Below are 12,819 nucleotides of genomic sequence, written 5' to 3' on the forward strand. Positions count from 1 at the left end.
ATAACCATAAGACGAGGAAATAAATCATGGACATTAAAGCCCCCGATTTAGGTGTTGATAGCGCCGAAGTCAGCGAGATTATGGTAGAAATTGGTGATGTCATCGCAAAAGATGACAACATCGTATTATTAGAATCTGACAAAGCATCGGTTGAAGTACCAAGCTCTGCTGCTGGTAAAGTGACTAAAATAAGTGTTGCTATCGGTGATCAAGTCAGCGAAGGCATGGTACTGATTGAGCTTGAAAGCGCAGACGATAGCACAGAAAGCAGTGGTGATAATGCTGCTGCTGAAAAGCAAGAAGCGAAAGACACAGACGATACCGATGACAAACCAGAATCAAAACCTGACCCTGCTGCAACTGAGTCAAAACAGTCAGAGTCTACAGCTAAGCCAGCTGCTAATACTGGCAAAGCAACTACTCATGCGCTACCTGATTTAGGTGTTGATGAAGCACAAGTTTCTGAAATCATGGTTAGCGTTGGTGATACTGTCAGCGCTGAGCAGTCGATTTTGCTCATTGAATCAGACAAGGCGTCGGTTGAAGTACCAGCACCAGTTGCTGGTAAGATTGAGAAAATCTTGGTCGAAGCAGGTGATATGGTTGCTAATGGTCAGGACTATATCGTTATTATGGCGAATGGTACAGACGATGCTAGTGATAGTGAAGCTGAAGCGCCTAAACCAGAAGAGTCAGCATCAGCCAAAACAGAAGATAAACCAGCGGCTAAAACAACTGGTGAGCCGAAACAAGCTGCCAAACCGACCAATACTGATACAGCTGCTAGCCAAGCAGAGGGTAAATTAACTGAAGCACAGGTCAATGAAAAATTGGTTGATGTGTATGCAGGTCCTGCCGTTCGCAAACTAGCACGTCAGTTAGGTGTGGATATCACACAAGTGAATGGTTCAGCTCTAAACGATCGCATTCTAAAAGAAGACTTGTTTGCACATGTCAAAAACAGTCTAACCAAGCAGAAAGCGGCACCTGTGAGCAGTAATGCTGCCAGCTCGGGTTTACCAAAACTGCCTGACATGAGTAATGCTGATATCTGGGGTGAAACAGAAACACAAGACCTCAGCCGCTTGCAGAAAGTCTCGATACCACAGCTCAACTACAATACTTTGCTACCGCAAGTAACACAGTTCGATCTGTCTGATATCACTGAGACTGAAAAACTACGTGGTGAGCTAAAAGGTGGTATGAAAGCTGAAGGTATTGGCTTTACTATCTTGGCATTTGTAGTTAAAGCAACTGCTTATGCGTTGACTCAGCATCCACGATTCAACAGTCATTTGAGCGATGATAATACTCAGGTTATATTACGCAAAAGCGTCAATATGGGTATTGCTGTGGCAACAGATGATGGGCTTATCGTACCTGTCATCAAAAACGTACAAGACAAAGGCCTGAAGCAAATCGCGATTGAGATCGGTGAGCTTGCTGTAAAAGCTCGTGATAAGAAGCTCAGCACCAAAGATTTGCAAGGGGCAAGCTTTACTATATCGAGCCAAGGTAACTTGGGTGGTACTGCCTTTACGCCATTAGTTAACTGGCCACAAGTTGGTATCCTAGGTGTTTCTGAAGCAAGTATGCAGCCACGTTGGGATGCTAAGACACAAAGCTTTGAGCCACGTTTAATGCTACCGTTGTCTTTGTCTTATGACCACCGTGTAATCAATGGCGCAGATGCTGCTGTATTTACTCGTTATATTGCAACGCTACTAGCAGATCCACGTCGTATACTGATCTAAAGCTAACTAGTAATTAAAAAAGAGACTGCCCACGGGTGGTCTTTTTTTATGGAGATTATTTGTTTTTATAGGTTATTAGCTGCTTTATAAATGATTACTTAATAATTAGAGTAAACATTGATATCCGTAGTTAATAGGCACAAAAAAGCCAGCTATCAAGCTGGCTTTTATTACACATAATATCTTTACTGATTTAGAACTGTTTAACGAATGCGACACCGTATACCCAAGGGCTGATATCAACTTCACCGATATCGTCACCGTTTAGGCTTGCATCTGTTTTGATGTCCATATAACGGGCATCGATACGGAACGCTTCGGTAGGAGCAAAAGGAATATCAAGACCAACATGACCAGCCACGCCAACGCTATCATCAAGCTCTAAATCATTACCATTACCAAGGTAGATTCTTTCTTTGAAGAAAGTTGTGTAGTTCACACCAACACCAACAAAAGGCTTCACATTCATAGGTAAGTCATAGCCATCGAAGTGATACTGCACAGATAGAGTAGGTGGTAGATGCTGCGTTTCTGCATCAATTTCGTTACCAGTATTATCTGTTAGGGTAATGTCATGATGAAACGGAATAGCAGCTAGTAATTCGACACCAACGTTGTTAGCGATAAAATACTCACCGCTGATAGTTGCACGGATGTCGTCGTCAACTTTTACAGATAAAGTATCGTTAGCTAATTGACCATTATCACTTTTTGGATCAACCATGTGTGCGCCAGCAGCAACAGACCAAGTACCAGCAGGGACAGCAAAAGCAGTTGTCATTGTAAGTGCAGCAGCAGTTGCTAAAACTAGGGATTGTAGTTTCATCATTTAATTCCTTAACGTAATAAAAATTATCAGCAGTTCTCTAATGAGGGATGGCATTAGCTACTGATACACAATGTCATGATTAGTATCTAACCTGTAACACTTGCTCTCTATTATAGTACGAAAATCATTATTACTGGTAAGGTTTTAAGCATAAATTAGCAATATTTCTGCAATAAATTACATTTACATGTAATTCAGTTGTCTACAGTCTATAATTGAACACAACAAAAGCTGCTTCTTAAGTAAGGGTCATTGACGTGAGTCGGTATCTCTTATTTATGATTCAATAAGAGGTGCAATATATTATGCTTGGCTATTGCAGTAACTCACCTCTACGCTGTAAGAATGCGTGTACTATGAAAATACTGAATCAGTCAGATGGTTGTTGCCCTGAATGTGATTTATTTTTGATACCTGCGCAAGATATTAGCCAGCAGCTTCGTACTGATGAACAGTTCTTAAGGTTCTTTATCCTGCTCATTGTGTTTATACTGCTGGTATCGGTCTATATTTATTACCTGTATCTTTCATAGCTGATAGTCCTGGCCGGTAATAGACAAGTCAGTACTGAAATAAGGCGCTTTTGATAAAAATCACGAATGATTGCTGCAAATATATCCTATGTTCTGTGATGAAAGTTTGATTTTTATTGTTTGACCGTTGTTTTATTCTACTAATATTAAATCGGTATTTCACCGCATAGGGCTGGCATGTTATTCCAATCTATACGGCGCTTGCGTCATTTTGTTTATGATATTTTACAAAATGAAGAACATGACACATTATTTAGCCGTTACGTCGATTATTTTCTCATATTTTTGATCATGACTAATGTAGCCGCTGTAATAGCGGAGTCTGTCGATCAGTGGTATTACCCTTACCAAAACTACTTCACACTATTCGAAAATTTCTCCATCGTTGTCTTTTCTATTGAGTATTTACTGCGCCTATGGAGTGTGGCTGAAGCTAAGCCCGATAATACAACGTGGAAACAGCGTTGGGATTGGCTCAGAAGTCCATCAGCATTGATTGATTTAGTGGCTATCGTGCCAGCCTTTTTGAATTTCTTTGTCAATATTGATTTGCGTTTCTTGCGTATTTTACGCTTATTTCGAATCCTGAAATTAACCCGTTATTTTGCGTCAATGCGTATCTTGCTAGTCGTAATTAGCAAGGAGCGAGGCTCATTTCAGGCCGTTATCTTTATTCTTATTATTATGATTGTGACCGCCTCTAGCGGTATTTATCTAGTGGAGAATCACGCACAGCCAGATGAGTTTGAGTCCATACCTAAAGCGATGTGGTGGGCTGTGGTGACACTAACAACCGTAGGCTATGGAGATGTTACGCCAATTACGAATGCTGGTAAAATATTGGGTGCTATCATTACGATACTGGGTGTGGGTCTCGCCGCACTACCGGCTGGTATTCTAGCGACGGGATTGGCGAATGAGTTGGCTCAGCGGCGTGAGGAGCTTGAACAGCATTTTCGGGAGCAATTGATTGATAGTGACTTTGATCTGGTACAGAATCAGATGATGATCGATAAAATTCGTCGAGAGCTTGGGTTAGATAAGGAACAGGCACAAAATATCGTCCTACAGGTACTTCGAGAGCAAGAGCTTGAGCGGCGTGAAAAAGAAGTTGAGACGCGTAAAAAGAAGTTCTGTCCAAATTGTGGTGAAGTTTTATAGGTAAGAGTCAGGTAATTTAGAGCGGATAGGTTTTTAGCAGTTAATTACGTGAACGTTTCAACCACAAAAAGAGGTCTTGTATTTGCATGGTACAAGACCTTTTTCAAGTGCGGTTACTAGCGAACTTTATATTCCCTGAGGGATAGGCAATGCACGCGCTAACTCATGAGCCACTTCTTGTGCTGCACCTGCTAGTTCTTCCGCAGACAGAGGTAAGTTCTGCAATGTCAAATGCCAGTCATCAACAGATCGACGCAAGTGCGCTACCCATAGCGTGGTGCAGTCGCGTGGGAGCTGCTTTAGGTTCACCTCAAAACAACGATTTCCTTCATCGTCACTCAGATGAATTTCGCCTTTTTTAACCCTAGAGAACGAATGACCATGATATGAGTTGGCCATTAAGCCAATATGATTGATATGAGCGGGTATTTTCTCAAGCTCTAATCTGATTTGCTCTTGATCAAGTGGGGCAAGATACATAGCTTGTTCACCGCGATCTTTACCATTTAAGCTGTCTCCTTGATGCTTGACCGACTCAGCTTTATCCCGCAATTGCTTAAACCAAACGATGTCATTGATGACGCAGTTATCATCATATAGCACGCACGCCAAATCAATATCCATTGCACTTTGATTCTTCTTGAAGCGTTTAAACAGACCTTTGGGTTCAATTTTGGTAAATTCATAATTGAGCGCAAAAAACAAAGTTCCCGCGTCTAGTCCCAGTCCTCGTAAACTATCTGACAGCAGCGGTGTTGTGGCAGTGGTCGACATAACTTTCCTTATTTATTCTTAATTTTTAACCGTTACATAAATTATTGACTACTCACATGAGTATGGCTAATGTAAGCCTATCTCATATTAGTAACATCACTTGCTGCTTACTGTCGAAGATTTATCTAGCACTGCTTGATAGAGTAGCTCGGGCTTAGCATCTAATAAGCCACTACCAAATCCACGTAGCCACCAGACCAGCTGTGAGGTCAAGTTAACAGTGGCTTTTACAGTAAGGGTGTTATCTTCATTAAGTGTCACGGTTTGATCGTCATTAAGCTTACTTTCGGTCAGACTCTTACCTGCTTGCCTAGTAAATCTCAGTTCGACAGCGGTATTCTTGCCACGCTCGTCCAACTCGCCAAACAGTGGATGACTAAAGCCCATACTGCCTTCATCTAAGTAGGTATCTAGTTGAAAGTTTTCTGGCGTTTTTGCAGCGGTCTCAAGAATATCAACACTATCAAAACGATGTAAGGCAAAGGTGCGAATGGTGGCTTCTGGGTCATCAGTACGGGTTGCCAGTAAATAGATAATCACGCCGCGCTGAATAATGGCGATTGGATTTAGGATGTATTCACTGGCTTGTAATTTGTTGCTACGAGTATAACAAGCATGAATCTGCAGCTGATAAAATAGCGCGTGGTAAATATTGTCTTTACTATCCAAATCTATATCTGGTGCGATAAGTGGCTGTGTAGCAGGTTCAATCCGAACTCTGTCTATCCAAGAGTGAGTTACTTTGCTGTTTTTGAGCTGTCGCCGTGCTAAATCAAACCAAGGAAACAATTCATCTAAGATGACAGGTGGCAGTAACTGGGTCAGATTGGCCTCAACCATGTTAAAAGCGACCGCTTGTGATAAGTTCATATGCGGCAAACTTTGTAATGGTGCATCTTCTTTCCAGCGCCAACCTTGAGGATTGGCATTGTTTTTTTCGATAGGGAAGCGTTTGGCGAGTGCATTCAAATCACGTTGGACAGTACGTAGGCTGATATCGAAGCCAGCCATCATCAGCTGCTCATAAATATGCGTGGTGCCTACCCAGCGATTGCGCTGTAGTTGTGATAGTACCTGCCATTGCCGTGCAGTCGTTGCCGCACCGTGTCGATTATCACTGACATTGGCCTCTTTTGAGGTATCAGTGTCTACAGCTACAAGCGCACCTGCCTGCTCGCTAGGGTTGGACTGAGCTTGGATATTGTTAGCATCAGTAAGATGTACAGTCATTAAGAGATACCCTTTATGAAGTTACAATTCGGTTTTTGGCACGATATTGTTCGATCAGGAACCGTTAATCATCGCAGAAAAGCAGCGTAGCGTCTAGCGACGTTCATACATGCATATATTTATTTGATGGTTGCTGTTCGATCTAGTCAGAGATATAGTAATGGTTCTAGTCGAACAGCAATATACGTGCGTATCGGTCGTACCGTTTAAACGTTAATGGTCATTACTATCGATAGCACTTGTCTCACTATCGTTTAGGCTGTCATCAATAGGCACAGCATCGCTTTTCTTGCTGCTTTCCTCGCTGTCTTTATCATTATTTTTCTCACCTTTACGCTTTTCTTTTATTCTCTTACCTTCTTTCTTTTGACGTTTTTCTTTATGCTTTTTCTTCGCTTTCTTTTTGGTATTCTCATCATCGATACCATCACTGCTTTCTTGGTTTTCATCCCATAGCATCAGACGGTCTAATACTTTGCCGAATAAAGTATTTTTACGATAACGGCCTTTTTTATTCATGGTGTCGATCGGTAAGCCAGTCATCAGCGTTAGGGCCTCACTTAGAGTATAGACACCATAGATATGAAATTTGCCTCTATTTACCGCATCGATAATGTCGTCACGTAGCATTAGTTGTTTAACATTGGCCATCGGTATGACAACGCCTTGCTCACCTGTTAGCTCTTGCTCGCGGCAAGCGTCGAAGAAACCTGCGATTTTAGCATTGATGCCGCCAACTGCCTGTACTTCGCCTAACTGGTTCATAGATCCAGTAATCGCGAGAGACTGATTGATTGGGACGTTTGCTAGCGCAGATAGTAACGCACAGCCTTCGCTAACAGTGGCGCTATCACCATCGATTTGCGCGTAGCTTTGCTCGAATGCGAGTGAAGCACTAAAGTTCAGCGCATGGTGTTGACTGAACAACGCTCGCAAATAGCTGGTCATAATTAGCATGCCTTTAGCGTGTAAGCTACCGCCCAGGTCTACATCACGCTCAATATCAAGAATTTCACCTGTGCCAATATTGGGCTGAATGACCGCAGTAAGCCGTGCTGGCATGCCAAACTCGCTATCGGCATAACTAACCACGGTCAAAGCATTGACTTGTCCGATAGCATCGCCCTGTGTTTGAATCAGCTGCTGGCCATTTTTAAGCTCATCCCAGTATAGGTCACGCAAATAACCTGAACGCTCATCCATGTCATCGATTGCTTGAGTGACATGATCTGCCGTCACCATAGTCTCATTATTTAAATGAGCGTGACGATTTGATTCATGCAATAGCTTGATCAGTAAATCACTGTGTAGACTCAAGCGATCTTGTTCTTCAGCTTGCAGGCTTAAATGCTCAAGTAGCGTGGCTTGCGCACTGCTATCAAACGGATGTAGGTCGGCATAGTCGATGATATCGGCCATTTTTGCGACTAGTGCCAATTCATGCTCAGTGGTGCGAGGTACATCGTCATGAAAGTCAGCACGGACTTTGAATACTGCATCAAATTCAGGCTCAAGCTCTAGCAGCTCATAATATAAATCTGCTTCCCCTAACAGGATAACCTTGATATCTAAATCAATAGGCGCTGGTGAGAGAGATAAGCTACCAGTTAGCGTCAGCATTTGCTCAAGGCTTGATAGTTTGATTTTTCGTGATTGTAATGCGCGCTTTAAGCCTTGCCATGCATAAGGGTGTTCAAGTACGTGGCTGGCTTCTAACAATAAATAGCCGCCATTGGCGCGGTGTAGAGCACCTGCACGAATCATACTCACGTCAGTAGTTACTGTGCCTAATTGGGTGATTTGCTCGACATGACCTAGCAAATTGAGATGGGTAGGCAAATCCTCAAAGACCACGGGCGCACCACTGTCAGGTGCATGACTGACGATAACATTGACAGCATAACGACTAGGTGTCGTAGCCAATACTGCCGTCACAAACTCTTCATCATCGCCATTGACGATACGCTCTACGTGAGTGACCATATCATCGAATACAGCCTTAAGATATTCTACGACAAGTGGATGAGTCGCAAATTGCTCATAAATAGGGGTAAATAACGGCTGTAGAGCACGCTGCGCAATACTACGATGTAGTGACTCTATCTCATCGTTGGCCTCGTCTTCTAGTTGCTCTAAAGCGATGGTCAATTGACTCAGGCGCTTTTGCATATGGTTCTTTTGTACAAAGTTATTCAGCTCAGCTTCATATTCATTATTACCATATGTAGAATCTTTATTTTCCTTACTCTTATTATTTTCATCGCTCAAAATGTTGGCTTTTTCGCTACCATCGAGCTTTTCTGAATCTTTACGATTGCTAGGTATTTTTATTTGCTTATTATCATCGCTATTGCTTTCTGTAGGCAGCTGACTAGGGTGAACAAATACGGCCTTATTATCAAATGAGCGAAACGTTAATGCTAGGTCATACTGTTTACCTTCAGCATTAAGCGCGTCATAGGCGTGACTTTCTTTTTGATGAGTACTGTTTTTGATGGTTTCGATTTTGCTTTGGTATTGATCGCTACGAAAGCGTTGGCTTAAACGCTTTTTTGCTTGCTGCCATAAATTATTAACTTGCTGCTGTAATAGCGAGGCTTGACCAGCTGGTAGACGCAGCGCCAATGGTGTGCGTGGATCAGTGAAATTATGCACGTATACCCAATCATCTGGCGTCGGGGCATCGGCGGCAATACGCGCTAACAGACGACTAATGACAGTCCGCTTGCCCAAACCGTTTTCACCAGCGGCAAACACATGATAGCCACTGGCTTTAATATCCAGCGCTGTATGTAATGCTTTAAGCGCACGTTGTTGACCGAAGCTAACATCTAAGTCAGGTGCAGTACGTGTGTCTGTAGGCAACTCATCAGGGTCGCTATAGCGCTTTAATTGTTCAGCTGAAATGCGACAATTTTGCTGAACTTCTTTGAAGATAGGGTTTGGCGTATTAGGTGCTGTTTGCTTAGTGTTTTTTGAGTCGGTAGTTGGGAGTGCCATATTGTTAGCGTCTTTTGATACTTGCGATAGAGGTGTATAGGGTTGTTCTGTCATAGGCGTTTGAAAAATCATGTTAAAAAGTATTAAAGGAATATAAGAGATGGTCGGTTCTTTATGGTCATACGTATTCTGAATTTTTTATAATCAATCATGACATCTTACAAGATATAACCATCTATTAGCGAAGTCATTAAGCGCAGTTTTGTATCATTTTTAGAAAAATGATTGAGTAAAACTGGTAAAAAACAAATGACTTAATCAGCGAACGGGATGTAATCAGAGCAGAATAACGCCTCATAATAAGCGTAGATAGTATAAGATGTCCCACATTGGCGCAATCTGCAACTATTCAATGGGCAGACTGCATGATAAAATAAACGGTTCACAAGTCAAAACTGGATAACTCGTTGTATGTCAGCTTCCGCTAAAAACTCTTCATCGTCTGTTAGCATGGGTAATATCAATATTGATCCGACTGGTTTCGTAAAGCTTGGTTCACAATTGCCAAAGCTAGCTAACATCTTAGCGCAAGCGATAAATGAGCTAAGTCTACCGTTAAGTGAAACACAGCAGCGCACGTTATTATTGTACTTAGACCAGCTTTTATTATGGAATAAGGCGTATAATCTGACCGCCATCACTGATCCAGAAGAAGCGCTGATCAAGCATGTGATAGATTGTCTGTCTATTATAACGCATTTACCCGCTGGATCGTTGTTAGATATTGGCACAGGAGCAGGGTTGCCAGCAGTTATTATTGCTATTTGCCAGCCTGAGCGCCAGTGTACTGCGCTTGATAGTAATCAGAAGAAAATTCGCTTTATTAAGCAAATCAGTAGCGAGCTTGGCCTGAGTAATATGCAGCCAATCGCGTCGCGTATTGAAGCGCATGAAGCAAGCTATGATGTAGTTACTTCAAGAGCGTTTGCCAGTTTGATAGATTTTGTAGAAGTAGCGCAGCCAAGATTAGTAGATAGTGGTTTCTTATGTGCGATGAAAGGCAAAGCGCCGAGTGAAGAAGAGCTGCAAGCACTTGATAGCGATTGGCATCTCAAAACCATTAAACTGACGGTGCCACGTTTGCATGACAGCCGTCACTTAATCGAAATGTCTGCTAAAGATAGTTAAGCCATGAATACTTCGCAGTCATGAAACAGTCGCTGTTTTTTGTGAAACACAGTTTACGTCTGTATCTAAATGACATAGTATTTAAAAGCATTTAAAATGCTCGACTGCAAACTGAGCATTTTAGACCATAACCTGCTTGTTTTTAAATGCTGAGTGAGTGCAGCTGTACAAGATTAAATAAAAATAATCGTACCAACCGAGTCAAAAGTAATAGTCCCTAATAAAATTGAGTGAGTGTATGGAAATCATAGCAATTGCGAATCAAAAAGGCGGTGTGGGTAAAACCACAACGGCAGTAAATTTGACCGCCAGCTTGGCTGCTAAACGCAAGCACGTACTGCTGATTGACTTAGACCCACAAGGTAATGCGACCAGTGGTACAGGTGTTGACAAAAACGAGCTAGAACTTACCATAGCGGACGTTTTGCTTGATGGTGTTGCGTTGTCTGAAGTAATTGTTACTAGTCCCGCAGGATTTGATGTTATCGGTGCCAATCGCGATTTGGCTGGTATGGATATTACATTGATGAGCAAGATGGACAGTCATGAGCTATTTAAAACTGCGATGGCTGAACTAGTGAACGATCAGGTCTCTACGCAAAAACAGCCATACGATTATGTGGTTATCGATTGTGCGCCTAGTTTGAATCTACTGACGATTAATGCGTTGGTTGCTACGGATAGTGTGATCATCCCTATGCAGTGTGAGTACTATGCACTAGAAGGGCTAGCTGACTTATCACAAACGATTGAACGTCTAACAGAATTAAATTCTAAACTATATATTCGCGGTGTGGTTAGAACGCTATTTGATGCGCGTAACACGCTTGCCCGTGATGTGTCTGCTGAGCTAGAAGCACATTTTGGCGATATCATGTATAAGACCCATATTCCAAGAAACATTCGTTTAGCAGAAGCACCTGCGCATGGCTTGCCAGTTATTGCGTATGAGAGGTGGTCAAAAGGTGCACGCGCGTATCAAAAGCTGGCTGCTGAAGTGATGAAGCAAAGTAGCTAGCTTTTATCCAAAACCTCTCACAAAGGATTTTTAGATAAAAAGCGTCACTGGTCACGACAGTGAATGAACAGTATAAATATAGAGCACTTAATATTGTATTTAGTAAGCCGTATAAGTAATCAATTGGCTTTTATTTTAGCGTTAGAGGATAGGTAATCATGGCGAAGAAAAGAGGGTTGGCTGCTAATCGGGGCTTAGATGCCTTATTAGGGTCAATCAAAAAAGAAAAGCAAATTACCGCCTCCGCTTTGCAAGATGATATGGTGGCGCGTGAAAATGCTGCGCCAGATAATAATGTGCCTGTAGATACTGTGTCCACAAATACAGCGCTTGATATCTCTCCGACAAAAGCCAGTAAAAAACCGACAACGAAGACTTCTGATAACGATGCTGCTAGTGAAAATAGCGCTCGCGCGCCACGTTCATCTCGCGCTACTAGCAAGGCGACGCTCAATAAATCACGTGGCAATAGTACAGATACGAGCGCTACCGAAGACCAGATTAGCCTTGTACAGATCGATGTGACACTGTTGCAAGCGGGTAAATATCAACCTCGCAGGGATATGAGCGAAACGGCACTTGCAGAGTTAGCGTCTTCTATCGAGCAGCATGGCGTAATGCAGCCTATCGTTATTCGTCCACTGCTGGCAAACGAAGACAAAAGTGAAGCATTTGTCACTCACGAAATTATTGCTGGTGAACGCCGCTGGCGTGCAGCAAAAATGGCAGGAAAAGCGGTTATCCCTGCGATTGAGCGTGCCTTATCTGACGAACTAGCAATTGCATTGGCGTTGATTGAAAATATTCAGCGCGAAGACTTGTCAGTGATTGAGCAGGCAGCAGCATTGCAGCGTTTTCATACAGAGTTTGGTATGAGTCATGCTATGATTGCCGAAGTCGTTGGCAAGGCGCGTACAACGGTATCAAATTTGCTTCGCTTGAATCAGCTGCATGATACAGTGAAAGACCATTTGGCCAATAGTGCGCTAGATATGGGTCATGCTCGTACGCTTTTGGCACTATCGTCTGAACAACAACCTATCATCGCGCAAAAGATTATCGATGGCGGTATGACCGTGCGAGAAGCTGAGAAATTGGTTAAGTCAATCTTACAGCCAGCGCCCAAAATCAACCGTGCTGAACAAGCGCAGTCTCGTGATGCCGAGCGCTTGACCCAAAGATTGACAGACATGCTTGGTGCGGAAGTTAAACTAAAACATAAAAAAGATGGTCAAGGTAGTGTTGAGATATTTTTCCACAATCAAGATCAGCTAGCGGCTTTGATTAAACACATAGAAGCTCAGGCTTAATAACGTTAGTGAGTTAGTTGTAGCTATTCAGATGATAAATCGCCACTGTAGTAACTAATTTGTAGTGATTGTTTTTGCAAAA

The 12,819-nt window shown here is 42.5% G+C and carries 10 protein-coding genes; 6 read left to right on the forward strand and 4 right to left on the reverse strand.

What is annotated here, in order from left to right:
* Positions 1–26: 26 nt before the first annotated feature.
* The gene (locus ACT3QR_RS01390; RefSeq protein WP_444519602.1) at positions 27–1,754 is read left to right on the forward strand and encodes a 2-oxo acid dehydrogenase subunit E2; all 1,728 of its coding nucleotides are present in this window, start codon (positions 27–29) and stop codon (positions 1,752–1,754) included.
* 193 nt (positions 1,755–1,947) lie between these two features.
* On the opposite strand, the gene ACT3QR_RS01395 is transcribed toward ACT3QR_RS01390, so the two are convergent.
* A complete protein-coding gene (locus ACT3QR_RS01395) occupies positions 1,948–2,580 on the reverse strand; it encodes an OmpW/AlkL family protein (protein WP_444519843.1) in 633 nt (210 codons plus the stop codon).
* A gap of 359 nt (positions 2,581–2,939) precedes the next feature.
* Here ACT3QR_RS01395 and ACT3QR_RS01400 point away from each other — a divergent pair, with 359 nt between their 5' ends.
* Together ACT3QR_RS01400 and ACT3QR_RS01405 are read left to right on the forward strand one after the other, a co-directional pair.
* Positions 2,940–3,116, forward strand: a complete 177-nt coding sequence (locus tag ACT3QR_RS01400; RefSeq protein ID WP_444519603.1) for a hypothetical protein — start codon at positions 2,940–2,942, stop codon at positions 3,114–3,116.
* Between the two features lie 177 nt (positions 3,117–3,293).
* Positions 3,294–4,277: an ion transporter gene (locus ACT3QR_RS01405; RefSeq protein ID WP_444519604.1), complete on the forward strand. Its 984-nt coding sequence runs from the start codon at positions 3,294–3,296 to the stop codon at positions 4,275–4,277.
* Positions 4,278–4,403: 126 nt separating this feature from the next.
* Here the strand turns inward: ACT3QR_RS01405 and ACT3QR_RS01410 are convergent, their stop codons facing one another.
* The 3 genes from ACT3QR_RS01410 to ACT3QR_RS01420 form a co-directional block, all read right to left on the reverse strand.
* The gene (locus tag ACT3QR_RS01410; RefSeq protein ID WP_444519605.1) at positions 4,404–5,051 is read right to left on the reverse strand and encodes a TerD family protein; all 648 of its coding nucleotides are present in this window, start codon (positions 5,049–5,051) and stop codon (positions 4,404–4,406) included.
* 96 nt (positions 5,052–5,147) lie between these two features.
* The gene (locus tag ACT3QR_RS01415) at positions 5,148–6,281 is read right to left on the reverse strand and encodes a helix-turn-helix transcriptional regulator (protein WP_444519606.1); all 1,134 of its coding nucleotides are present in this window, start codon (positions 6,279–6,281) and stop codon (positions 5,148–5,150) included.
* 213 nt (positions 6,282–6,494) lie between these two features.
* Positions 6,495–9,281 carry an AAA family ATPase gene (locus ACT3QR_RS01420; RefSeq protein ID WP_444519607.1) on the reverse strand — a complete coding sequence of 929 codons (2,787 nt, stop codon included), beginning with the start codon at positions 9,279–9,281 and terminating at the stop codon, positions 6,495–6,497.
* A gap of 411 nt (positions 9,282–9,692) precedes the next feature.
* On the opposite strand from ACT3QR_RS01420, the gene rsmG reads away from it, so the two are divergent.
* The 3 genes from rsmG to ACT3QR_RS01435 all read left to right on the forward strand — a co-directional run bounded on the left by rsmG (position 9,693) and on the right by ACT3QR_RS01435 (position 12,737).
* Entirely contained in the window at positions 9,693–10,409 is a 717-nt protein-coding gene (rsmG, locus tag ACT3QR_RS01425) for a 16S rRNA (guanine(527)-N(7))-methyltransferase RsmG (protein ID WP_444519608.1), read from the forward strand.
* A gap of 238 nt (positions 10,410–10,647) precedes the next feature.
* Complete coding sequence (locus ACT3QR_RS01430; RefSeq protein WP_444519609.1) at positions 10,648–11,427, forward strand: ParA family protein; 780 nt, start codon at positions 10,648–10,650, stop codon at positions 11,425–11,427.
* 158 nt (positions 11,428–11,585) lie between these two features.
* Positions 11,586–12,737: a ParB/RepB/Spo0J family partition protein gene (locus ACT3QR_RS01435; RefSeq protein WP_444519610.1), complete on the forward strand. Its 1,152-nt coding sequence runs from the start codon at positions 11,586–11,588 to the stop codon at positions 12,735–12,737.
* Positions 12,738–12,819: the final 82 nt, after the last annotated feature.

The organism is Psychrobacter sp. AOP7-B1-25, from assembly GCF_052376195.1.
GTDB lineage: Bacteria > Pseudomonadota > Gammaproteobacteria > Pseudomonadales > Moraxellaceae > Psychrobacter.

Bases quoted from the DNA above. Each gene is read 5' to 3' on its own strand.
- ACT3QR_RS01410 (WP_444519605.1), bottom strand. From the start codon at position 5,051: ATGTCGACCACTGCCACAACACCGCTGCTGTCAGATAGTTTACGAGGA.
- ACT3QR_RS01395 (WP_444519843.1), bottom strand. From the start codon at position 2,580: ATGAAACTACAATCCCTAGTTTTAGCAACTGCTGCTGCACTTACAATG.
- ACT3QR_RS01390 (WP_444519602.1), top strand. From the start codon at position 27: ATGGACATTAAAGCCCCCGATTTAGGTGTTGATAGCGCCGAAGTCAGC.
- rsmG (WP_444519608.1), top strand. From the start codon at position 9,693: ATGTCAGCTTCCGCTAAAAACTCTTCATCGTCTGTTAGCATGGGTAAT.
- ACT3QR_RS01405 (WP_444519604.1), top strand. From the start codon at position 3,294: ATGTTATTCCAATCTATACGGCGCTTGCGTCATTTTGTTTATGATATT.
- ACT3QR_RS01420 (WP_444519607.1), bottom strand. From the start codon at position 9,281: ATGGCACTCCCAACTACCGACTCAAAAAACACTAAGCAAACAGCACCT.
- ACT3QR_RS01435 (WP_444519610.1), top strand. From the start codon at position 11,586: ATGGCGAAGAAAAGAGGGTTGGCTGCTAATCGGGGCTTAGATGCCTTA.
- ACT3QR_RS01430 (WP_444519609.1), top strand. From the start codon at position 10,648: ATGGAAATCATAGCAATTGCGAATCAAAAAGGCGGTGTGGGTAAAACC.
- ACT3QR_RS01400 (WP_444519603.1), top strand. From the start codon at position 2,940: ATGAAAATACTGAATCAGTCAGATGGTTGTTGCCCTGAATGTGATTTA.
- ACT3QR_RS01415 (WP_444519606.1), bottom strand. From the start codon at position 6,281: ATGACTGTACATCTTACTGATGCTAACAATATCCAAGCTCAGTCCAAC.